Here is a 23909-nt window from a genome sequence, read left to right on the forward strand (position 1 = left end):
GATGCAATAGCTCTGATTAGACTTAATTGCTAACATTCGTAAAGAGAATCACGAAAATATCTAAAAAATGATCGGTTAACTATTGTGCTAATTAAAAATATCGACTTTACATACCTTTAAAAATTGGTCACTTTATCGCCATAAAAATTTGTAATTTTTTTGATTTTAGACGCCTCCAAAAAAACCGCTCTTCAAATTTCTATGAAGCACCTAAAAAATAAATGTGTTAAGCGATGTATGCGGAGCTGTAAAAACGTGATTTTACCCCCTAAAAACCCGGCTCCTCAACTTTTTTGGAAAAATTTAGATCTAAAAAATAAATCCATCCCAATTAAGGGATGGATGGCTAAAGATATTATTAGAAATTTAACGTTTTTAATCTATAAAAACATATTTGACTTTACTATCAATAACATGATTTATTTAATATTTATTATAGTCATTTAGCTAAAAATGTATAAAAAATATCATTCCAGAGCCATTAAATTAACGATTCTTCAACGAATTGATTTACTTTTGCTATTGAACCACCTCAATAATAAGTTTTAACGATTAACACAAACCGCATTGCCGCTGCTACTATGCCTATACACGGAACCATTATTCAGACTTATGAGATAAGTATTACGATCATTGTTTAGGGTACCAGTCCAGTACAAATGGCCGTAAAATCTGGAATCGAGGTAGTAGCCCATCGTCCCCCATTCGGAATTCAAGCCTCCACCAATGTAACGTTGATACAAATTATTAGGTGAAGAAGGCGTAGCGCCGACTAAACCTGTACACCAATCACCTGACTCCAAACCACGACAAGATGCATTGCTTAAATCTTTTACCTGAGCCACTTGATAACCTAGACCATTACACCAAAGTACTATATTTGGATAATAATTTACCGCGGGTCCACTATTGACGAACCATTGCTTTAATACAAATCCATATTTAACCACAGGATTACCATTGCTATCACGACCAACTAACTCAAAAGTCTGAGGCAAATTAGGGTTGGTAATAGGAGTAGGAGTAGTACTCATACCAGGCTCGGTTGAGAGAGGACCTGTAAAGGTTACGCGTACACTTGTAGCTGTAGAATTGCTCATAGTCGCAGTAATATCTGCAACCTTAACTGGAGACCAAGACAAAGCCTGATTAACACCACCAATGATTAAATCAAAGTACAGTTTGTCAGCTGCAGTAGTAGGAAAGTTCAAACCATAACCTGATGGGGCAGTTGACTGAGGAATAAAGCCATTAGCTGGGTCCCACATCCAAGACGGACCTGAGAAGTCGTGAGAATTTCCAATCTCGCCTTGCTTACCATATTTTAAGTTTGGTTTAGCAAAACAAACCACCGGAACAGCCTTAGGATTAACAGTATAAGTAACACTACTTTCATTGAAAGTACTATTAGGAGGAAGACCGTAACGCGTAGTTAATTCGCCATTAGTACTAGTTAATTTTACTTGATAAGGTGCTTTACAAATATCGAGCACGGTATTACGTGTTACAGCTTGATTACTGTTATCCACGATAGATAAACTTAAACTACCTGTCGCAGAAACATCACCATCTCCATCATCATCTCCCCAATAATTATATGGCGAACCAATAAGCGTATTGAGCGCAACTGAATTGCTACCGATTGGTACAAACATACTTATATCAGCAAAGCTTTGACCTGTAGCAGGCAAGACGATTGGGGTTGTAGGTGAAGGATTGTTTGAAGGCGTATATTGCGTACCGTCAGATAGTGTAATCCCAAGCAAACCTTCATTATTAACCGCACGAGTACGACCGCCATCGTAAGTTAAATATGGCTCATTTCCATGAATAGAATTCGAGGTATTAACGGTTAATGCATGGCTAAAAGAAGGAAGTAATAGTACGACAAAGATCAGCCGAAATAATTTGGATCGATGAAAAGATCGCGCCAAAATTCTTAGCATTTTGTCTGAACATATGAAAAAATGAGCTTTTCGGAAAAATGAAAATTGGGAGCTTAATTTAGACGAATTTAAATTATAGGTTGACCAAGGTGAATGGTGAATGGTGAATGGTGAAAATTATAATGCATAACAACATTCCTGTCAAGTAAATTTTGAATTTAATTAATGCTTTGCAGTTAAATTCTCAAAGCTAGAACAGTTAAAGATTATAGTGACAGCAAAAATACGATGCAATAGCTCTGATTAGACTTAATTGCTAACATTCGTAAAGAGAATCACGAAAATATCTAAAAAATGATCGGTTAACTATTGTCCTAATTAAAAATATCGACTTTACATACCTTTAAAAATTGGTCATTTTATAGCCATAAAAATTTGTAATTTTTTGATTTTAGACGCCTCCAAAAAAACCGCTCTTCAAATTTCTATGAAGCACCTAAAAAATAAATGTGTTAAGCGATGTATGCAGAGCTGTAAAAACGTGATTTTACCCCCCTAAAAACCCCACTCCTCAACTTTTTTTTGCTTTAAAAAAACTCAAATTAAACTACCTCAGTCGAGGTAGTTTATGCGAATCTATGCTATAAAATCGCTTTTTATAGGACAACCCCGTTGACTCTTTGAATCAGCTACCTTTTTTGACGCTATTTTTACTATCCCAAAAGCTCCAGTCATAAGGATTTAGAAGTAAGGACTAAGGGTAGGTACAAATTCCATAGATGCTATGGGTAGTGTCGATCCTATCGATACTACCACTACCTGAGGCCACGTAAAACTGACCAAGAGTATTGAGGATATCTAAGTCAGTCGTCAAGTCATTAGCCCAGTACCCATAAAGGTAAAACCCAGCTCCCGAGTAGTAATCCATTGCGCCCCACTCCGTAAAAAGACCAGCACCGATTTGACGCTGGTATAAATTATTAGGTGACGACGGTGTAGCGCCGACTGAATCTTTACACCAAGAACCGTGATTAGTCCCACGGCAAGATGCATTTGTTAGATCATTAATTTTAGTAGGTCGATAGCCAATACTCTTACACCAAGATAATGTATCTAAATAAGTGCTAATACCTTGATGGATAAACCACTGCTTTAACTCAAATCCATACTTGACGACAGGGTTACCACTACTATCGCGACCGACTAACTCAAATGTTTGGGGCAAAGTAGGCTTAGAAATAAGACCAGGGTTGCTAGAATTCGATTGTGATTCAGTTGCAACAGGACCGGTTAAGGTTACGCGTACACTTGTAGCTGTAGAATTGGTCATGGTAGCGGTTATACCACCATGAGAAACCGGTGACCAAGACAACGGCTTATTACTACCTTCAATGAGTAAATCAAAGTACAAACCATGAGCACCAGTAGTAGGGAAGTTTAAGTTGTAAGATGATTGAGTGAGAAAACCTTTATCAGGATTCCACACTGAAGCCGGACCACGGTAGTCGTGAGAAAGACCTTTCTCATTAAGTTTACCTAATCTTAAATTAGGCCTAGCGAAACATACTGCTGATGATTCGTTAGGAGTAATATAATATGTCACATTACTGGCACTGAAATTACAACTAGTAGACTCGCCATTATTGAACGAACCAGCTGTACTGCTTAATTTAACCTGATAAGGTGCCTTACAAATATCTAACACGGTATTGCGTGATACCGCTTGGTTATTTTTATCGACGATAGATACATTTAAAGTGCCGGTTGTGTTCACATCATCCCCCGAATGAGTATACTTCGAACCGATAAAGGTACTTAATGCGACTGAGTTGATATTAGTTGGGATTAACATACTAATATCGGCAAAACTCCGACCAGGCAGCTTGATTGGGTTATTAATTGATGAGTTATTGGTTGAAGGCGTGTATCGTGTTCCATCTGATAAAGATATTTCGAGCAGGTTGTCGATATTAACGGTACAGGTACGATTACCATTGAAGGTTAAATACGGCTTGCTATCGTTAATAACATTTGTCTGTTTAGGTTTTAGTGCGTGGCTGTAAAAAGAGAGAGAAAATAAAAACGCAAAAAAAATCTGCTGGAATAAATTGGATCGACAAAAGAAGTACGCGATAGTTAGCTGAATGGTGCTTAAGTATGAGAAAAAATAAGCTTTCTGGAAAAATAAATATTTTGAGCTTTGCTTTGACGAATTTAAGTTATCGGTTACCGGTTGAAAATTATCACTCATGTTCGACCACCCTATCAATTGTCCTTTAAATTTATTGATATTATTTATCGATTTAATTTTAGTCGTCTAAATAAAACAATGTAAAAAGTATAGTGACTAAAAAAATTAAGGACAATATATTTTTTTAACAACCAGTCATCGTAAAGAAAAGCGTTTACAAAAAATAACACGCGATTGATATTAGTTTTTTTGTGAATTTAAGGAACGAAATATTCGGACTTCAAAAAAACCGTTCCTCAAATTTTGGAGGGGAAAACTGCCTACTCGGCATAAATCTTTCGCCCTTCGGGTAACTATCCCTATGCCAATTTCTAAACTACCTACTCGGCATAAATCGCGCTACAAAACATTTACCCATATTGACGTCATTTCTAAACTACCTACTCGGCATAAATCGGTTCGCATCATTAGAATCGGGAACAACAATATTTCTAAACTACCTACTCGGCATAAATCTGGCGATTATATGAATCAGATAAGGCCGAATGTTTCTAAACTACCTACTCGGCATAAATCTAGAACACTGCATACTATAAACATTATTTGCACAAAGGCAAAAGACATTTTGGGAATTAAAAACCCTTTTTTTAATAGATTTACAATCCTATGGTTTTTAATGATTTTATTTTTTAATAGAAAAAAGGGTTATTAAGCTATTTATTTTGGAATTAAAAAACCCCGCTCCTCAACTTTTTTTGGTTATAAAAAACGCAAGAAATCCTTTCAGTTTGTTTAAACTGGCGAAACATTCAATCAGACTAATATGCTTTATGTGATAAAAGTATGCGTTAACTTTATACTAATAATTTGATTTTTAAGCATAAAATTTATTATTTTGGGATATTAAAATACGTGAATTTTAGTCGCAAAAAAGTCAAAAAAATTTTTCATGCCCCTATTGTTTTTCTCAATTATTGAGAGCATATTAATTGCATATTTATCAGACAAGTTTTTGCCTTGTTGATGGATGATGATAAATAATTAAGGAGCTCATCTTTTACCCCCGTCGTTTTCTACCATTACTCATTAAACAACGTCAAGTTAAACTGAGAAATTTAATCAATAGTAAGATTAATATTAAGTATAAGGATTATTCATGATAAAGATAAATGGTGCTAAAAAATTTTATTTATGGCTTGTTGCCACAATTTTATTAATCAGCGGGCTGTTTTTGACCATTAACGGTGTGCGACTTGTTGCCGTTGGTGGTAGTTGGTATTTTTTATTAATGGGGTTGGTGCAAATCGTTTCCTCATTTCTTTTATTTAAGCAAAACACTAAAGGTGCATGGCTTTATGCTTTAGCTTATGCCTTAACAATTGTTTGGGCATTATATGAAGTTGGTTTGCAGTTCTGGCCGTTATTTTCTCGTTTAATGGTATTTGGTGGTTTTGCAATGCTTATTGCATTTGCTTATCCAACATTAAAGAGACATGAAACAGGCGATAATAAAGCTGGCAAAGGTGGGTATGCTGTCGGTATGTTTATTTTTGTTGCGCTTTGTGTTTCGCTCGGGTTTATGTTCCAAGAACATAATGTAATTAAAAATGCAGTACCTTTAGCCAACAATCAATTGAAACCTACAGACAAACTGCTTGATTGGAAACAATATGCGAATACCACTAAAGGGACGCGTTTTTCCGGAGCGGATCAAATTAACAAAGAGAATGTTAAAGATCTTCAAGTCGCATGGACTTATCGTACCGGTTATGTGCCTTATAACAGCGGTTCAGGTCCGGAAGATCAAAATACGCCATTACAAATTGGCCAAAATGTTTATCTCTGCACCCCAACAAATATTGTGATTGCTTTAGATGCAGATTCAGGTCAACAAAAATGGCGCTATGATCCTAAAGCATCAACTCCAAACTGGGAGCGTTGTCGAGGCTTAGCTTATTATGAAGATAGTTTAGATAATGTTAGCAATAGTAATGCGACTTGTTCAGCTAGAATCATTATGAACACTATTGACGCCCGTTTAATGGCAATCGATGCCAATACCGGTAAATTATGTGAAGATTTTGGTGATAAAGGCGTTGTGGATCTTAAGAAAAATATGGGTGATATTCCGCCAGGCTATTATGAACCGACTGCTGCACCGTTAGTTGCCAAAGATGTTATTGTTGTTGGTGGACGGGTTGCCGATAACTTTTCAATCAATGAACCTGGCGGGGTAGTTCGAGCTTTTGATGTTCATTCCGGTAATTTGGTTTGGGCGTGGGATCCGGGTAATCCAAATATCACCGATGTACCACCTGCAAATGAAACTTATACTCGCGGTACCGTTAACGTTTGGGCAACAACAGCTTACGATCCAGAGCTCGATCTTGTTTATGCTCCAACCGGTAATGCAACCCCAGACTTTTTTGGTGGTGGCCGAACTCATTATGATGATGATTTTAATTCGTCTATTGTGGCTTTAGAACGTAAAACCGGACAAATTCGTTGGACATTTAGAACGGCTCATCATGATTTATGGGATTATGATTTACCTTCCCAACCATTACTTTATGATATTCCAAATGAAAATGGTGGCGTGACAAAAGTCATTGTACAAACCACAAAATCCGGTCAAATTTTTATGCTTGATCGCGTAACGGGTAAACCTGTTGCAGAAGTCCAAGAAAAACCTGTTCCGCAAGGTAATGTTCCGGGTGAATATTATTCTCCGACTCAACCATTTTCAGTGGGGATGCCTTCAATTGGTAATGAAACCTTAACTGAGTTCGATATGTGGGGAGCAACACCATATGATCAGCTTCTTTGTCGTATTGACTTTGTTGGTTCTGAATATCATGGTCTGTTCACTCCGCCGGGTATGACTAAAACGTTACAATATCCAGGATCGTTGGGTGGTATGAACTGGGGTAGCGTGGCAGTTGATCCTCAAAACAATTTGATGTTTGTTAATGATATGCGTATTGGCTTGAAAAATTGGATGATTCCTCAAGACCAAATTCCGAAAAATTCAAGCGGGATTGAAATGGGTATTGTTCCACAAAAAGGAACACCTTTTGGTGCAATGCGTTTAAGATTTACCTCACCTCTTGGCGTGCCATGTCAAAAACCACCGTATGGCACAATGACAGCTATTGATCTTAAATCACGTCAAGTGGTTTGGCAAAAACCTTTAGGTACAGTTATGGATACGGGTATTTTAGGTATACCTATGCATTTACCTGCTCCAATCGGTATGCCGACCATTGGTGGACCAATGGCGACTAAGTCAGGTTTATTATTCTTTGCTGCTACGCAAGATTTTTACCTAAGAGCCTTTGATTCGGTTACAGGCGAAGAAGTTTGGAAAGCGAGATTACCGGTGGGTAGTCAAGGTACTCCAATAACCTATATCTCACCAAAAACAGGTAAACAATATATTGTGATTTCCGCTAGTGGCGCAAGACAATCTCCTGTGCGTGGCGATTATGTTATTGCTTATGCATTACCAGATAAAAAATAGTTTTTGGCAAAATAGATAAAATAAGCTTAATCTAGAAATGCCATTATATCGTTTAGTGTTAACGATATAATGGCAAATAAAATACAATCTAGTCAGTTTAATTTAACTATTCTATTCAACTAAACCTGATACCTTTCCTAAATTTATTGGCGAAATTGCTGCTATCACAACACCACTTTCCATTATTTCTATAATTTCCAATAATTATCCCATTACTAAATGCTTTAGTCTCAACAATCAGATAAATCTGGATTTTTGGTTAATAGTAATGCCATAATTTATCTACATGATTAAATAGTTATGAAGATGTAACATTGCAGAAAGAAAAACTTATTTCATGAAATATACTGACTGCAAAAATTGTAAATATTTAGTAATAAAAAGGATTTTATAGGAAAATGAAAAAAATAGTTTCAACTTTGTATTTAGCGATATTTTTTACTCTGTTTAACACTTATGTAGTGTTTGCGGATGATCACTCATTTAATCATAGAAAGCATTTTGATTCCTTCGATGACTTCTATCAAAGTTTACCTGTTTTATCCATGCCTATTGATAGCAATAGTACCGCCAATGGAATATATGTTGATAGCAAATTTTTTCATTTCGATGATAATGATTATAGCTATTATGATGAACCAATTGTTGAAGTCGACAAATATTATACGCTAAAAAATCTAAAAGCTATTGGTCGCTTTGAAATGGGTGATATCAAATTTATACTTTATGATTATACTTTTGCTTTTGATAGTCTAGGCGAAGGTTTCAACGAAGATAACAAATTAATTAATGCTTTTGACAAAAATGGAAAATATCTAGATGAATTAATGGTAGCAGGAAAAGATAGACATGAAGATCACATATTTTACTTTTCATCCATGATTAAAGATCAGCTATTTCATATTAAACTAGACTCTGTTTATGATGACGAAGATAAAACAACGATTGATTTAACTTATCAGTTTCGTGACAATCAGTTTTGGTTAAAAAAACCTCCTGTAGACTGTCAAACTGTAAATTTACAGCAATATTTGAATAAACTTACCGAGCAAGAGTTTGCCGATATTGATGATATCGTGGCATTTAGTGATTATATTGACTGTTATCCTATATCCGATAATTTGCAAACATATAAACAAATCGCTGAATATATTAATAATGCTAGAAGTTATTTTCTTAGTTCTGCTGAATTAAAAAAATTGCATGAAACAATTCGTATTATTGAGGAGTAAGAACGTCATTATCCAAAGATGGCGCATTGACTGGTTATCTCTTTGAGTGTGTTCAATGTGGTAAGAAAAGATTGCATATTAATTGCAACAATGACTATACACCATTTTTATGACGTTAATTTACCCAATCATCAAAAATCAAATTGTACAAGAAGCCGATTTATTAATCGGCTTTAAATAGAATCAGATAAAATGCTTATCGCTATTGGCTGATAAAAGTATGACATAAGTTTTAACTTTAATAAGATTAATTAATATGTTGAATATAACCTTTCACAATATTAATACTTGTATCAAATAGCTGTTTTTCCTGATCGTTAAAATCAAGTTGTATCACTTTTTTAATACCATGCTGATCTAAAATTGCCGGTACCCCTATAGCGACATCTTTATACCCATATTCACCATCTAAAATACAACTTAATGCTAATGCTCGATGGCTGTTGGTGAAGATGTGTTGGCAAATTTCAGCAATCGTGCTGGCAATGCCGTATTCGGTGCAGTGTTTGTATTTGACGATTTCAAAGCCTTTATTTTTAGCTTTAGTACCAATGTCAGCAAAATTAATTTTATTTTTTTCAAGTTGATTAAGATTTATGCCATAAATTGAAGAGTGTGACCATACCGGAAATTGTGAGTCGCCATGCTCTCCCACAATAAAAGCATCAATACTTTGTGGTCCGATATCCATTTGTTCGCCGAGTAATCGTCGCAGGCGAACTGTATCGAGCCAAACACCTGTACCAATGACGCGATGACGAGGTAAACCAGATAGTTTCCAGACTTGATAAGTAATTGCATCACACGGGTTTGTGGCAATTAGGAATATGCCTTTGAATCCGCTTTTCATCATGTTGGGAATAAGATTAGCCATGATTTTAGATGTGCCTGACAGCTCTTCTGCCCTGCTTTTTTGTGCCAGCCCTGAGGTGACAGTAATAATGGCTATATCGATATCAGCACAGTCCGTCGATTCACGTAAACTGACTTTTATCATGTTTTGGCGATAAGCGGCGGCATCGAGTAGATCTTGTGCGTGACCGTAGGCTAAGTCTTTATTAAGGTCGACTAGTGCGATCTCTTCACAAAATCCACGATTGACTAATGTATAAGCGGTGGTTGAACCGACATTTCCTACACCAATAATCATTACTTTACGTAGTTTCATATTTAGCCTCGTTATTTATAAGTTGTCATTCTACTTTTTTGATGGAGTGCGATATCATCTCCAGTTTAACACTACATTATCTATCGTTCTAATAGATGTAGCTGGCTACGCTTTTTTTGTATTTTTGTTTAATATTGAGTAATAAAAAATTTGACTTTTATTTTATTAATGATAATAATTCTCATTAACATTTAAAATATCATTTTTGCATTTTTAAAGTAATAGGGAGTGATCTAGAAAAGGATTTCGTACATTTCTGATCGTTTATCTACAGCTTATTTTCTGTACTTGATTGAGTTCGAACAGATAGTATACAATAAGGATTAATCAATGAAATTCAATTTTTTTAAAAGCCGTAAGACATTATTAAATGCGATTTTAGCATCGCTACTGGTTTTGACGGGTCTGACCAATTCATCATCAGCTGATGAGAAAAAATTTAAAGTAGTTACCACATTTACTGTTATACAAGATATTGCCCAAAACGTGGCTGGTGATGCCGCGGTTGTGGAGTCTATCACTAAAGTTGGCGCCGAAATTCATGAATACGATCCTACACCACAAGATATTAATAAAGCACTGTCTGCCGATTTGGTGTTGTGGAATGGTTTAAACTTAGAACTTTGGTTTGAGCGCTTTTTTGAAGATATTAAAGATGTGCCTTCAGTTGTCGTAACAGAAGGCATTGAGCCAATGCCGATTCAAGAAGGTAGCTATAAAGGTAATCCAAATCCTCATGCTTGGATGTCACCAACACTTGCTTTAACTTATGTCGAAAATATTCGTGCGGCTTTGGTTAAATATGATCCGAAAAACGCCGAAATATATAATAAGAATGCCGCAGAATATGTGGCAAAAATTAAGGCGCTTGATGCCCCACTTCGTGAGCGTTTAGCTAAGATCCCTGAATCACAGCGTTGGTTAGTGACCAGTGAAGGCGCTTTTAGTTATTTAGCACGTGATTATAATCTTAAAGAGGCGTATCTCTGGCCGATTAATGCCGAGCAACAAGGTACACCTAAACAAGTTAAACATCTTATTGATTTAGTGCGTGCTAATAATATACCTGTTTTATTTAGTGAGAGTACGATTTCTGATAAACCTGCTAAGCAGGTAAGTAAAGAAACTGGCGCTACTTATGGTGGTGTGTTGTATGTTGATTCACTTTCTACTAAAGATGGCCCTGTTCCTACTTATATCGATTTATTAAAAGTGACGGTTGAAACAATCGCTAAAGGATTCGAAAAATAATGACTCAAATTTGCTTAAATGTTGATGATATTACCGTGACCTATAATAATGGTCATACAGCAATTCATGATGCGAGTTTTCGTTTGAATGGTGGCACTATCTGTGCACTTGTCGGCGTTAATGGTAGTGGGAAATCGACACTATTTAAAAGCATTATGGGGATGATAAAACCCACTAAAGGACAAGTGACGTTTAATGATATTTCGGTAAAACAAGCATTAAAGCAAAATATTATTGCCTATGTTCCTCAAACTGAAGAAGTCGATTGGGATTTTCCGGTTTTGGTATCGGATGTGGTGATGATGGGGCGTTATGGTCATATGTCTTTTTTACGAATACCAAGTAAGGAAGATAAAAGACAAGTCGATCTGGCACTAGAACGAGTCAATATGTTGGATTTTAAGCATCGCCAGATTGGTCAACTTTCTGGCGGTCAAAAAAAACGTGTCTTTTTAGCTAGAGCTTTGGCTCAACAAGGTAAGGTGTTATTGTTAGACGAGCCATTTACGGGCGTTGATGTGAAAACCGAAAATGCCATTATCGATCTGCTTAAAGATCTTCGTGATGAAGGCCATTTGATTTTAGTTTCTACCCACAATTTAGGTAGTGTGCCAGAGTTTTGTGATCAGGTAGTGTTGATTAATCAAACCGTGTTGGCTTTTGGTGAAACTAAAACAACATTTACCCCACAAAATTTGATGATGACATTTGGTGGCGCACTACGTTATTTAAGCTTGTCTGGTGAGCAATTACACCAAGATGAAGATCCTCGTAAAATGTCTATTTTAACTGATGATGAGCGGGCAGCTATATTTTATGGTGAAGGCAATGATGACTCTGCTCACAAAGATTTTCTAGTCGAACCAACCGTTATTGAAACTAAAGGGCAACACTAAATGGAACTGCTTCTTGAACCTTTTACTTATGGCTTTATGTTAAAAGCCATTTGGGTAAGTAGTATTGTTGGTGCAGCTTGCGCATTTTTGTCGGCGTTTTTGATGTTAAAAGGCTGGTCTTTAATGGGAGATGCCCTTTCGCACTCAGTAGTGCCCGGTGTGGCGGGTGCTTATGCGCTTGGCTTACCTTATTCAGTGGGCGCTTTTTTTACCGGTTTGTTAGCGGCTTTATCAATAACAATTGTACGTGCTTTCACTCGTTTAAAAGAAGATGCCATTATTGGTTTTATCTTTTCGACCTTTTTTGCTATTGGTCTTTTAATCATTTCACTAAATCCAACTTCTGTTAATGTGCAAACTATTATTTTTGGTAATATTTTGGGAATTGATGATAGTGATATGTGGCAAGTGCAAATTATTATTTTAGTTTCACTGATTTTGCTACTGTTTTTTTGGAAGGATCTGTTAGTGGTCTTTTTTGATGAAACTCATGCTCGTTCAATTGGCTTAAAACCATTACAGTTAAAGATTCTTTTTTTTACTATTTTAAGTGCCTGTACTGTTGCTGCACTGCAAACGGTCGGTGCAATCTTGGTCATAGCGATGGTAGTAACCCCTGGCGCGACGGCTTACTTACTTACCGATAGATTTTCACGGTTGTTAATTATTTCAGTTATCATCGGTGCGCTGACGAGTGCAATTGGCGCTTGGATCAGTTATTTCCTTAATGGTGAAACAGGTGGTGTGATTGTGACATTACAAACTTTAGTCTTTTTGGCAGCATTTTTATTTGCACCAAGACAAGGGTTGATTTCACGCCGAATCAGCCAAGCAAGACAAGGAGGTTCAGTATGATATGGGAACTTATCTATCATCCTCTTACAATTCCTTTTGTTCAACGCGCTATTCTAGCTGCGCTAGCTACTGGTATTGTTTGCGCCCTACTGTCATGCTTTTTAGTGTTAAAAGGCTGGTCGTTGATGGGCGATGCTATTTCTCACGCGGTATTACCCGGTATTGTACTTGCTTATTTAGCTGGGATCCCTTTAATAATTGGTGCATTTGCGTCGGGGCTATTTTGTTCGGTTGCTACTGGTTACATTAAAGATAACAGTCGAATAAAGGAAGATACTGTGATGGGCATCGTTTTTTCGGGAATGTTTGCTTTTGGTTTAGTGCTGTTTTCTAAAGTGGAAACGTCGCAACATTTGAATCATATTTTATTTGGTAGTGTGTTGGGAACAAGCTATCAAGAACTCATCCAAATTATTACGATTGCAAGCATTGTTTCGATTTTAGTTATCATTAAACGCCGTGATTTAATGCTGTATTGTTTTGATCCCGTACAAGCAAGAGTAGTTGGTTTGCCAGTTAAATTATTACATTACGGTTTATTAAGTATTTTAGCGTTGACTATTGTTGGATCACTTAAAGCTGCAGGTGTTATTTTGGTAATTGCGATGTTAATTGCGCCGGGCATAACCGCATTTTTATTGACTAAACGTTTTGAAAAGATGTTAGTGATTGCAGTAATTGTATCGGTATTTTCGACAGTAACGGGTACTTTAATCAGTTTTCATATAGATGCGTCAACCAGTGCTTGTATTGTGATTTTACAAGCAGTGATTTTTACTCTTGCCCAGTTTTATCGGATTTACGCTAATAAAAAAATAAGGCGTTAATTGAAGTATTGTTTTTCACATTTACGATACTTCAATTATTCGTCATCCAAATATTTACCCGCATCAGCGTAATTATCAAACCTTGAGAATTGACCTTGGAAAGTTAAGCGTACTTTACCAATTGGACCATTTCGCTGTTTACCTAAGATGATTTCTGCAATACCTTTATGTTCTGATGCTTCGTTATATACTTCGTCACGATAGATGAACATAATTACATCGGCATCTTGTTCGATAGATCCTGATTCACGTAAGTCGGAGTTAACAGGTCGTTTATCGGCGCGTTGTTCTAAGCTTCGGTTTAGCTGTGAAAGAGCAACAACCGGAATTTGTAACTCTTTGGCTAATGCTTTTAATGAGCGTGAGATCTCTGCAATTTCAAGCGTTCGGTTTTCTGATATGTTTGGTACTCGCATCAGCTGTAAGTAATCGACCATGATCATACTTAATCCTTTATGTTCACGGTAAATTCGTCTTGCTCGAGAGCGTAGCTCCATAGGGGTTAATCCTGATGAGTCATCAATGTAGATGTTTTTCTTTTCCAGCAGTAATCCCATGGTGCTCGATATTCTTGCCCAATCATCATCTTGTAGTTGGCCTGTACGAATACGAGTCTGATCAACACGTGATAACGAGGCCAGCATACGCATCATAATCTGTTCTGATGGCATTTCTAAACTAAAGATTAGTACTGGCTTATCTTGCATCATAGCGGCGTTTTCACAAAGGTTCATCGCAAATGTGGTTTTACCCATTGATGGACGAGCGGCAATAATAATTAAGTCTGAACGCTGTAATCCTGCGGTTTTTTTATCTAAATCAAGGAAGCCGGTTGAGACCCCTGTCACGCCATCATGTGGGCGCTGGAATAACTCTTCAATTTTTGCGACGGTAGCTTCTAGCACATCGGTAATATTTTTCGGTCCTTCACCCTGCTTAGTACGGCTTTCGGCAATTTGGAAGATTTTGCTTTCAGCTAAGTCTAAAATTTCGGTACTGTCTCGGCCTTCAGTTGAGTAACAGTTATCAGCAATTTCATTTGAAGCACTAATCAGTTCCCGCAATATCGCTTGCTGGCGAATAATGTCGGTATAAGCCACTACGTTAATGGCGCTTGGTGTGTTTTTCGATAACTCAGCTAAATAAGCAAATCCCCCCACATCAACAAGTAAGTCTTTACTTTCTAAGCTTTCAGACAAAGTGATTAAGTCAATCGGGGTACCACGACTGACTAAGGTATGCATTTCTGAAAATATGAGTTGGTGATGACGAGAATAAAAATCACGGTCGGTAATCATTTCAGCAACAACATCCCAACGCTGATTATCCAGCATTAGGCTACCAAGCACAGCTTGTTCTGCCTCAATTGAGTGAGGTGGTAATTTTATATTTTGTACTTTTGATTTTTTTGCGTCTTGATTTTTGAGTTCTTTATTTGAATCATCAGTATTCATTGCATTCATCTTTTTATTTAATTTAATCTATAGCTAATTTGCTTACTTTATAAATAATGGCCCTAAAGCGCAATCAGGAATTTGATATTCTAATGGATAATCTACCTGAACCAAATATAAACCTTCAGGTTTCGCAGTTGCTGCAGCTTGAGTACGATCTTTCGCTTTTAATAGCTCATCAATCCACTGCGGTGGTTGATTACCTACACCAACCTCTAACAAACTTCCGACAATATTGCGTACCATATGATGTACAAAGGCATTTGCTTTGATATCGACAATAACATATTCACCCTGTCTTGTAACTTTAATATGATGAATATTACGCCAGGGCGTTCGCGATTGACACTGTGCAGCTCTAAATGATGAGAAATCATTTTCACCTAATAAATATTGCCCCGCTTGGTGCATCAGTTCTTCATTTAATGGTAGATAATAATGCGTTACGCCTTTGGCCAAAATTGCTGGACGATAACGATGATTATAAATCACATATCGGTAACGCCGAGCCGTTGCGCTAAATCTAGCATGAAAACTGTCATCCACACCTTTTGACCACCGTACAGCGATATTGTCAGGAAGATGAGAGTTTACGCCCATTGTCCATGCCCCTTCACCGCGCTGAGCGTTGGTTTCAAAATGAATTACTTGCCCTGTGGCATGTACGCCAGCGTCGGTTCGTCCTGCACAAAATACGGCTATTGGCTCGTTAGCTATGACAGACAAAGCCGATTCTAACCTTTCTTGGATAGAGTCAACGTGCTGTTGTCGTTGCCAACCAAAATAGCCACTACCATCATATTCGATACCTAATGCAATTTTAGAGGTAGTCATTAATCAGGATCTCAAGTGTCTCGATTAACATTAGTCCACCTAAGTAACGGATATTATCTGCTACTGACCAAAATTGAATTTGTTCATAATTTCCATAGCTGTGTCGTAAATTAGCGAGTTTAATGGTTAAGTTCTTTTCACCTTCGGTATTGACTTCGGTTACTGGGGTTGGTAAATCTTCACTTTTTACTTCAACGCCAAATTCACTAAAACGAGCCATGTCTAATTCAATGGGTAAGCTACTGGAAACATTCACTGCTTGAGCTAGTCCATAAAATACCGGCACAATTACGGATTCAATTGAAATAGGTAAATCATAATTACTTATCACTTTACGAATTTGGTTAATTTGAGTGTGTTCACCTAAACTTTGGTGATCAGACTCATGCGAAAGCGGTAATAAGTTAAAGGCAAGTTGATTGTCAAATAGCTCGTTATCAACTGGCATTCCATTGAGTAATCTAGCGCTTTGTCCTGCCAGTTCATCCACACCTGGCTTGCCATATAATGATGAAGGAATAAAGCTGGTTAAATGGAGATTAGTCAGTAATTGAATATCGGTTAGTGATGCAACACAACGTAATAATTGAGATACGGTTGGGCTTGCAACAGCAATGATATTTTCATTGCGATATTCGGTTAATACGCTGTTATTTACTTTAGGTACAATTAATGGGATATGGTCTTGATCAGCAAAAAATCCGCTCGCATCAATAACTATACAGCCTGCTTGAGCAGCTGTTTGAGCATATTTTTCGCTAGTTTTAGTACCTGCAACAAAAAAGGCAAAATGGCATTGGCTCCAATCCATTTGCTCGCTATCAATGACGGTTAAATTTTTACCGGCAAAACGAATTACTTCGCCAGCGCTATTATCGCTACCGACTAAATAAAGATTTTCAATTTCAATAGTTTTTGAGTCATTTAATAACTCAATTAGCGCAGAACCTACTTGTCCTGTCGCACCAACAATGGCGATATTCCATGCAGACATATGATAAACCCGAATTAAAGTATTTAATGGCAATTATACCACTTTATTGTTAAAGATTTTGGAAAAAAGATATTTTCTAAATTTTGGAATCTTGCTCGAAAAATTGAATTTTAGTTGATTACAATTTTAATAATCCTCGTTAAAGTAATTTTATATTTAACTAAATTTATAATTATGGCGAAGATCTCATTATCGATGATAGCGAAAGAGGCAAAGGTTTCAATCGCATCTGTATCAAGAGTATTAAGAACACCCAACCTAACATCTCCACAAACTCAATTTCTTGTTTATCAGGCGATGAAGGCTTTAAATGTTGATCTATCAAAAAATTTAAAAGATTATCAACCCGTTCATGAAAGCAATAAAATTTTAGTTGTTGATAATCAGCTTATCTCTAAAAGCTTAATCAATTTTGGTATTGAGCAAGTTTTACATGAAGCTGGGTTTCAACTGTTTTATTTACAATTTCCTTATAAGGTTAAAAATGATCTCTATTATTTAATTCAATATATTAAGCAAAATTGTTTTATTGGCATTATCATTATAAATCAAGCTCCCTACCTTACCCAGCTATATAGTTATAAAAATTCATTACCACCCATTGTATTTGTTAATCATTTTAAGAAGAATTTTACCTGTGTTCATTTCGATCATCTGACAATTGGATATCAAACCACTCAGCATTTAATTGAGCAGGGGCATAATAAGATCGCAATTTTTATTAATAGCGATAAAAATACTAACTCCTCATTTTTCTTGCAAGGCTATCAACAGGCTTTTCAACGAATCAATATGCCGATCGATAGTGATTATGTCATTCAAGGTTGCCTTACGTATGAACATGGGCGAGATGCCATTAAGACACTACTTCAAAGCAATAAGCCGCCGACAGCCGTTATTTTTGAGGACTTGAGTAGTCTCTCTTGTTATGATTGTTATCATACGCAAAATTATATATCGAATTATCGTTCACTTTTTGGCGCATTACACCAAGTCAAAAAGAGCCAATCACAATTACTACATCCGCTTGCAATTACTTATATTAGCCATACCAATGATCTTCAATATAATGAATTAGATCAATTGAGTAGAGTCAATAAGCCTTTATACAAAATGGGATGTAAATCAGCACAATTGTTATGTGATCTTCTTGAACATAATATGACATCATTATCACAATGCCATACTATTGATACCGAAATGTTTTTTACTAATTGCTAATATTTTAAATGGATTAACGTTTTAATTAGGATGTTGAAATTAATCTTTTAGGTGACAATTTATTAAGGATTTGAGTTCCTGCACCAATAAATTGTTGGCCTTGATAAATTCTGACTAATGTTTCAACACTTACACTGTTTTCAACAATTACGGTTCTACCTAATAAAATGTCTTTACCTTGGCTTTCACTTAATACCACTTTAGGGCGGTCTTGTAGTGGGCTATCGACTGGCATAAGCATTGGTTCATTTTGCAATTCATCTAGGGTGATCATGTTATCGATAGGATAATTTGATACTTGTAGACGTCTTAAATAAATTACATGTGCACCACAGCCAAGTAATTCACCTAAATCATCAATAATGGTACGAATATAAGTCCCTTTTGAACAATGGATTTCTAAGGTTAATTCGTGCTTAGTTGAATCGTATTGGATAAACTGGTTTTCATAAATTGTAATGGGCCTAGCTTCTCGCTCTATAACAATACCTTGGCGAGCATATTCATAAAGTGGTTTGCCTTGATATTTTAAAGCCGAAAACATGGTTGGAACTTGTAAAATATCACCGCGAAAATGAGTTAATGCTTCTTCGATTTGTGATTGAGTAATATTAACCGATCTAGTTGAAATTATTTGACCATCCGCATCAGACGTGTCAGTACGCTCACCCAATTTGGCGATCACGCGATAGCGTTTGTCAGAATCTAATAAGTATTGTGAAAATTTCGTCGCTTCACCAAAACAGATAGGTAACATCCCAGTGGCTAATGGATCTAGCGCGCCAGTATGCCCTGCTTTTTTTGCGTTGAATAATCTTTTCACTTTTTGTAAGGCATCATTTGATGTCATGCCTTGTGGTTTGTCTAATAACAAAACGCCGTGAACATCACGGCGAGTTTTTTTTATATTCATCATCGATATTTTATTTGAAACGGATCACACTCCTCAATATTTTTTACAATATTGAGCAATTTTATTATTAATCTTTATGACGTTCGTTATCTTGTTTAATAACATCAGATACTAGACTAGACATCTGCATACCTTTAACAAGTGATTCATCATAAAAGAATTTAATTTCAGGAATAATTCGTAAACGCATTGCTTTACCAATGAGTGTTCGAATATACCCTTTAGCATCATTTAAGACAGTCAATCCTTGCTCGATAACTTGTGGATCATCATCGTTTAAAAACGTTACAAACACTTTTGCATAAGAGAGATCACGTGAAATATCTACACCCGAAACCGTTACCATGCCTAAACGTGGATCTTTGATTTCACGCTGTAAAATAATCGCAATCTCTTTTTGTAATTCGTGTCCGACCCGAGACGATCGATTAAATGCTTTTGCCATATCTATTTTCCTTAAAATGTGAATAAGCAAGGTTTATAAAAACCTTGCTTATTTAGCGTATTAACTAAATAGTACGCTGGATTTCGACAGTTTCAAAGACCTCGATAGTATCGCCAACGCGAACATCATTGTAGTTACGAACACCAATACCACACTCCATGCCGTTACGAACTTCGTTAACGTCATCTTTGAAGCGACGTAATGATTCAAGTTCGCCTTCATAGATAACCACGTTATCACGTAATACACGAATTGGGTTATGACGTTTAACTACGCCTTCAGTTACCATACAACCAGCGATTGCACCAAATTTAGGTGATTTAAATACATCACGCACTTCAGCAAGACCAATAATCTCTTGCTTGTATTCTGGAGCAAGCATACCGCTCATGGCTTGTTTAACTTCATCAATTAAGTCATAAATAACTGAATAGTAACGTAAATCTAAGTTTTCAGCTTCAACAACTTTACGCGCTGAAGCATCGGCACGAACATTAAAACCAAGGATAATAGCATTAGATGCTGCTGCAAGTGATGCATCAGTTTCGGTAATACCACCTACGCCTGAACCAATGATTTTAACTTTAACTTCATCTGTTGATAGTTTAAGTAATGAATCAGAAATTGCTTCAACCGAACCTTGTACGTCAGCTTTAAGGACGATATTAAGTTCAGATACGTCACCTTCAGTCATGTTAGTAAACATGTTTTCAAGTTTCGCTTTTTGTTGACGTGCAAGTTTAACATCACGGAATTTACCTTGGCGATATAAGGCAACTTCACGAGCTTTCTTTTCATCACGTACAACTGTTGCTTCATCACCTGCTGACGGTACACCTGAAAGACCTAAAATCTCAACCGGAATTGATGGGCCCGCTTCGGTAACTTCTTTACCTAATTCGTTGCGCATTGCACGAATACGACCATATTCAAATCCACATAATACGATATCACCTTTACGTAAGGTACCTGATTGAACAAGTACTGTAGCAACAGAACCACGACCTTTATCAAGGAATGATTCGATAACGACACCGCTAGCCATACCTGATTCATAAGCAGTAAGTTCAAGTACTTCTGCTTGTAATAAAATCGCTTCAAGTAGTTGGTCAATTCCCGTACCAGCTTTTGCTGAAACATGAACGAACTGAGTATCACCGCCCCAATCTTCTGACATCACGCCATATTGAGCAAGTTCACCTTTGACACGTTCCGGATCGGCTTCTGGCTTATCAATTTTGTTTACTGCAACAACAATTGGTACATTTGCCGCTTTCGCATGTTGAATCGCCTCAATTGTTTGTGGCATCACACCATCATCAGCTGCAACAACTAATACCACGATGTCGGTTGCTTTAGCACCACGAGCACGCATTGATGTAAATGCAGCATGGCCTGGAGTATCTAAGAATGTGATTTCTCCGCTTGAGGTTTTAACATGGTAAGCACCGATGTGCTGAGTAATACCACCAGCTTCGCCTGAAGCAACTTTTGCTTTACGAATATAGTCAAGTAGTGAGGTTTTACCATGGTCAACATGGCCCATGATAGTCACAACAGGTGCGCGAGAAACTTTTTCTGCACCAGTATCACGGTCGCTCATTAGTGATTCTTCAAGTTCGTTTTCACGACGAAGTACCACTTTGTGTCCCATTTCTTCAGCAACAAGTTGAGCGGTTTCTTGGTCAATAACCTGATTGATGGTTGCCATTGCACCCATTTTCATCATAGTTTTGATTACTTCTGAACCTTTTACTGCCATTTTGTTAGCAAGTTCGGCAACAGTGATGGTCTCACCAATAACCACATCGCGGTTAATTGCTTGTACTGGTTTAGTAAAGCTTTGTTGTAAAGTACTTTTGCCTTTCTTCTTGTGGCTACTACGCGTTACAGCACGGGCTTCTTCACGTTCTGCTTTACCTTCTGATAATTTGCTCGATTTTTTCTGTTTAGTCTGTTTGCTACCGCGTCCACGACCACGACCACCTTCAACTTCACGGTCGGTATCATCTTCAGCTGCACGAGCATATTTAGATGTAGTGACATGATAGTCATCATCATCACTGTTATCTGTTTCATCACTATCGCTATATTGTTCAGCAAGTTTGCGCGCTTCTTCCGCCATGCGTTTGGCTTCTTCTTCAAGTTTACGACGGTTTTCTTCTTCCGCTTTACGCTTGATTTCGTTTGCTTCGGCTTCTAAGCGAGCTTTTTCTTCTTGCGCTTTTTTCACTTTTGGATCAGCTGCTTGTTCTTGAGCAACTTTCGCTTTTTCTTCTTGATTGCGTTTTTTAGCTTCGGCTTCTTCGCGTTTCTTCTGCTCTTGAGCCTCTTGTTTAGCTTTTTCTTCAGCCTCTTTACGTGCTTTCAATTCAGCTTCTTGTTTCGCTTTTTGTTCCGCCTCAAGACGCGCTTTCTCTAATTCAGCAGGATCTTGTTTCACGATAGTGCGTTTTTTACGAACTTCAACTTTGATTTCTTTACTTTTGCCACCACCGCTTGACACATTTAGTGTTGAATGTGTTTTACGTTGTAAAGTTAATTTTGTTGGGCCTTGCTGAGGTTTTAAATGCGCAAGCAAAGCTTCTTTTTCCTTTTGAGTAACAGTATCTGATGCAGTCTTTTTCATTCCGGCATCAGCAAACTGTTGCAAAAGTGTTTGCACTGGTGTATTTATTTCTTGAGCCAGTGTTTCGATTGATACTTTGGTCATGTATAACTTTCCCTCAATTATTCATTTGCAAACCAACAAATATTACGGGCAGCCATAATAAAATCGCCAGCTTGTTTGCTTGTTAAACCTTCAATGTCTGTAAGATCATCTGTACCTTGTTCAGCTAAATCTTCTAGAGTCACAATATCTTGTTGTGCTAATTGATAGGCTAATTCTTGTGTCATACCTGGTAGATCTAATAGATCTTGTGCAGGTCGTTTATCACCACTGTGAGCAAGTGCGATAGTCGTTAAGGCATCTTTTGCTCGATTTCTTAATGCATCAACCAGTTCTTCATCAAGTTCTTCAATTTCAAGTAACTCATCTACTGGTACATAAGCAAGCTCTTCAAGTGAAGTAAATCCTTCTTCAACTAAAAGTTGTGCAAGATCTTCTTCAATATCTAAATGTTTCATTAGGTTATTGATTGCTGCGAAAGATTCTGCTTGGTGTTTTTCTTGAAGATCTTCAGTACTCATGACGTTTAACGTCCAACCAGTAAGTTGTGATGCTAAACGGATATTTTGTCCATTACGGCCGATAGCTTGCGGTAAGGTATCGGCATTAACAGCAACATCCATAGTGTGTTTGTCTTCATCAACTACGATAGATACTACATCGGCTGGTGCCATAGCATTAATAACATATTGAGCTGGGTTATCATCCCATAAAACAATATCAATACGTTCACCACCAAATTCATTCGAAACAGCTTGAACGCGAGCACCTCGCATACCAACACATGCACCAACAGGGTCAATACGGCGGTCATTACTGCTAACAGCAATTTTAGCGCGAGAACCTGGATCACGAGCAACACCTTTGATGTCGATCATCTCTTCGCCAATTTCAGGTACTTCTATACGGAATAGTTCTTCCATCATTTCAGGATTTGAACGACTAACACAGAGTTGTGCTGGTTTATTATCTTGTTCTACAAGATATAAAATACCTCGAACACGGTCACCAATTCGGAAGTTTTCACGTGGTAACATATCATGGCGAGACATCATTGCATCAGCGTTATTACCTAAATCAAGGATAACACTATCACGGTTGGTCTTTTTAACAATACCCGTTACGATATCACCAATTCGGTTTCTAAACATGTCAATAACCATAGCACGCTCAGCTTCGCGTACTTTTTGAACGATGACTTGTTTAGCTGTTTGTGTTGTAATGCGGTCGAATGCGACTGATTCAATTTGTTCTTCAACATAGTCACCTACTTTTACATTAGGATCTTCAAATTGAGCTGCTTCCAATGTGATTTCTTTAGTAGGTTGAGTCACTTCATTAACCACTAACCAACGGCGGAACGTATCATAATCACCCGTTTTGTGGTCAATTTTTACGACAACATCTATATCAACAGTATGTTTCTTTTTAGTGGCCGTTGCTAACGCGGTTTCTAGCGCTTCGAAAATTTTGTCACGTGTAAGTGCCTTTTCATTAGATACCGCTTCAACAACAGCTAAAATTTCTTTATTCATCCTTTACACCCGTACT

17 protein-coding genes are annotated in these 23909 nt (G+C 37.1%); 7 read left to right on the forward strand and 10 right to left on the reverse strand.

Translation table 11 applies throughout. The annotated features are described in order from the left end of the window. Positions 1–545 precede the first annotated feature (545 nt). Both J3U16_RS09335 and J3U16_RS09340 read right to left on the reverse strand, forming a co-directional pair. Complete coding sequence (locus tag J3U16_RS09335) at positions 546–1934, reverse strand: hypothetical protein (RefSeq protein WP_267331022.1); 1389 nt, start codon at positions 1932–1934, stop codon at positions 546–548. A 706-nt stretch (positions 1935–2640) separates the two neighbouring features. After that, the gene (locus J3U16_RS09340; RefSeq protein ID WP_267342938.1) at positions 2641–4137 is read right to left on the reverse strand and encodes a hypothetical protein; all 1497 of its coding nucleotides are present in this window, start codon (positions 4135–4137) and stop codon (positions 2641–2643) included. 1096 nt (positions 4138–5233) lie between these two features. Here J3U16_RS09340 and J3U16_RS09345 point away from each other — a divergent pair. Continuing rightward, positions 5234–7597: a membrane-bound PQQ-dependent dehydrogenase, glucose/quinate/shikimate family gene (locus tag J3U16_RS09345; protein ID WP_267331024.1), complete on the forward strand. Its 2364-nt coding sequence runs from the start codon at positions 5234–5236 to the stop codon at positions 7595–7597. 398 nt (positions 7598–7995) lie between these two features. Next, entirely contained in the window at positions 7996–8829 is an 834-nt protein-coding gene (locus J3U16_RS09350; RefSeq protein ID WP_267338897.1) for a hypothetical protein, read from the forward strand. A gap of 247 nt (positions 8830–9076) precedes the next feature. Here the strand turns inward: J3U16_RS09350 and J3U16_RS09355 are convergent, their stop codons facing one another. Next, positions 9077–9997: an L-lactate dehydrogenase gene (locus J3U16_RS09355; RefSeq protein ID WP_220225776.1), complete on the reverse strand. Its 921-nt coding sequence runs from the start codon at positions 9995–9997 to the stop codon at positions 9077–9079. A gap of 330 nt (positions 9998–10327) precedes the next feature. Between J3U16_RS09355 and J3U16_RS09360 the strand changes: the two genes are divergently transcribed. From J3U16_RS09360 to J3U16_RS09375, 4 genes are read left to right on the forward strand one after another with little or no spacing between them, the layout of a single operon-like run. Then, positions 10328–11248: a metal ABC transporter substrate-binding protein gene (locus J3U16_RS09360; protein ID WP_065563387.1), complete on the forward strand. Its 921-nt coding sequence runs from the start codon at positions 10328–10330 to the stop codon at positions 11246–11248. Continuing rightward, a complete protein-coding gene (locus tag J3U16_RS09365; protein WP_081303320.1) occupies positions 11248–12144 on the forward strand; it encodes a manganese/iron ABC transporter ATP-binding protein in 897 nt (298 codons plus the stop codon). Before J3U16_RS09360 ends, J3U16_RS09365 begins: the two co-directional genes overlap by 1 nt. Beyond that, the gene (locus J3U16_RS09370) at positions 12145–12999 is read left to right on the forward strand and encodes a metal ABC transporter permease (RefSeq protein ID WP_220225774.1); all 855 of its coding nucleotides are present in this window, start codon (positions 12145–12147) and stop codon (positions 12997–12999) included. Continuing rightward, positions 12996–13826: a metal ABC transporter permease gene (locus tag J3U16_RS09375; protein WP_324169849.1), complete on the forward strand. Its 831-nt coding sequence runs from the start codon at positions 12996–12998 to the stop codon at positions 13824–13826. The genes J3U16_RS09370 and J3U16_RS09375 overlap by 4 nt, the downstream gene beginning before the upstream one ends. 35 nt (positions 13827–13861) lie before the next feature. Here the strand turns inward: J3U16_RS09375 and dnaB are convergent, their stop codons facing one another. Genes dnaB through J3U16_RS09390 form a run of 3 tightly spaced genes read right to left on the reverse strand, consistent with a single transcriptional unit; the run spans position 13862 to position 17108 of the window. Beyond that, a complete protein-coding gene (gene dnaB / locus J3U16_RS09380) occupies positions 13862–15289 on the reverse strand; it encodes a replicative DNA helicase (protein ID WP_267362479.1) in 1428 nt (475 codons plus the stop codon). Positions 15290–15322: 33 nt separating this feature from the next. Continuing rightward, positions 15323–16114, reverse strand: coding sequence for a tRNA pseudouridine(38-40) synthase TruA (truA, locus tag J3U16_RS09385; protein ID WP_267342939.1), 792 nt, complete (start codon positions 16112–16114; stop codon positions 15323–15325). Next, on the reverse strand, positions 16101–17108 hold the full coding sequence (locus J3U16_RS09390; RefSeq protein ID WP_065563382.1) for an aspartate-semialdehyde dehydrogenase: 1008 nt from the start codon (positions 17106–17108) through the stop codon (positions 16101–16103). Before J3U16_RS09390 ends, truA begins: the two co-directional genes overlap by 14 nt. A gap of 174 nt (positions 17109–17282) precedes the next feature. Between J3U16_RS09390 and J3U16_RS09395 the strand changes: the two genes are divergently transcribed. Continuing rightward, positions 17283–18329 (forward strand): LacI family DNA-binding transcriptional regulator, encoded by a 1047-nt coding sequence (locus J3U16_RS09395; RefSeq protein WP_267342940.1) that lies wholly within the window; start codon positions 17283–17285, stop codon positions 18327–18329. A gap of 25 nt (positions 18330–18354) precedes the next feature. On the opposite strand, the gene truB is transcribed toward J3U16_RS09395, so the two are convergent. The 4 genes from truB to nusA all read right to left on the reverse strand — a co-directional run bounded on the left by truB (position 18355) and on the right by nusA (position 23893). After that, complete coding sequence (gene truB / locus J3U16_RS09400) at positions 18355–19245, reverse strand: tRNA pseudouridine(55) synthase TruB (RefSeq protein ID WP_267331732.1); 891 nt, start codon at positions 19243–19245, stop codon at positions 18355–18357. Between the two features lie 64 nt (positions 19246–19309). Next, positions 19310–19687, reverse strand: a complete 378-nt coding sequence (gene rbfA / locus J3U16_RS09405) for a 30S ribosome-binding factor RbfA (protein ID WP_065559531.1) — start codon at positions 19685–19687, stop codon at positions 19310–19312. Between the two features lie 64 nt (positions 19688–19751). Further along, positions 19752–22400: a translation initiation factor IF-2 gene (gene infB / locus J3U16_RS09410; RefSeq protein WP_065563379.1), complete on the reverse strand. Its 2649-nt coding sequence runs from the start codon at positions 22398–22400 to the stop codon at positions 19752–19754. A gap of 17 nt (positions 22401–22417) precedes the next feature. Beyond that, positions 22418–23893, reverse strand: coding sequence for a transcription termination factor NusA (nusA, locus tag J3U16_RS09415; RefSeq protein WP_065563378.1), 1476 nt, complete (start codon positions 23891–23893; stop codon positions 22418–22420). Positions 23894–23909 lie beyond the last annotated feature (16 nt).

The organism is Gilliamella sp. B3023, from assembly GCF_026536845.1.
Classification (GTDB): domain Bacteria; phylum Pseudomonadota; class Gammaproteobacteria; order Enterobacterales; family Orbaceae; genus Gilliamella; species Gilliamella apicola_E.

Bases quoted from the DNA above. Each gene is read 5' to 3' on its own strand.
- J3U16_RS09340 (WP_267342938.1), bottom strand. From the start codon at position 4,137: ATGAGTGATAATTTTCAACCGGTAACCGATAACTTAAATTCGTCAAAG.
- J3U16_RS09345 (WP_267331024.1), top strand. From the start codon at position 5,234: ATGATAAAGATAAATGGTGCTAAAAAATTTTATTTATGGCTTGTTGCC.
- J3U16_RS09350 (WP_267338897.1), top strand. From the start codon at position 7,996: ATGAAAAAAATAGTTTCAACTTTGTATTTAGCGATATTTTTTACTCTG.
- J3U16_RS09355 (WP_220225776.1), bottom strand. From the start codon at position 9,997: ATGAAACTACGTAAAGTAATGATTATTGGTGTAGGAAATGTCGGTTCA.
- J3U16_RS09360 (WP_065563387.1), top strand. From the start codon at position 10,328: ATGAAATTCAATTTTTTTAAAAGCCGTAAGACATTATTAAATGCGATT.
- J3U16_RS09365 (WP_081303320.1), top strand. From the start codon at position 11,248: ATGACTCAAATTTGCTTAAATGTTGATGATATTACCGTGACCTATAAT.
- J3U16_RS09370 (WP_220225774.1), top strand. From the start codon at position 12,145: ATGGAACTGCTTCTTGAACCTTTTACTTATGGCTTTATGTTAAAAGCC.
- J3U16_RS09375 (WP_324169849.1), top strand. From the start codon at position 12,996: ATGATATGGGAACTTATCTATCATCCTCTTACAATTCCTTTTGTTCAA.
- dnaB (WP_267362479.1), bottom strand. From the start codon at position 15,289: ATGAATGCAATGAATACTGATGATTCAAATAAAGAACTCAAAAATCAA.
- truA (WP_267342939.1), bottom strand. From the start codon at position 16,114: ATGACTACCTCTAAAATTGCATTAGGTATCGAATATGATGGTAGTGGC.
- J3U16_RS09390 (WP_065563382.1), bottom strand. From the start codon at position 17,108: ATGTCTGCATGGAATATCGCCATTGTTGGTGCGACAGGACAAGTAGGT.
- J3U16_RS09395 (WP_267342940.1), top strand. From the start codon at position 17,283: ATGGCGAAGATCTCATTATCGATGATAGCGAAAGAGGCAAAGGTTTCA.
- truB (WP_267331732.1), bottom strand. From the start codon at position 19,245: ATGATGAATATAAAAAAAACTCGCCGTGATGTTCACGGCGTTTTGTTA.
- rbfA (WP_065559531.1), bottom strand. From the start codon at position 19,687: ATGGCAAAAGCATTTAATCGATCGTCTCGGGTCGGACACGAATTACAA.
- infB (WP_065563379.1), bottom strand. From the start codon at position 22,400: ATGACCAAAGTATCAATCGAAACACTGGCTCAAGAAATAAATACACCA.
- nusA (WP_065563378.1), bottom strand. From the start codon at position 23,893: ATGAATAAAGAAATTTTAGCTGTTGTTGAAGCGGTATCTAATGAAAAG.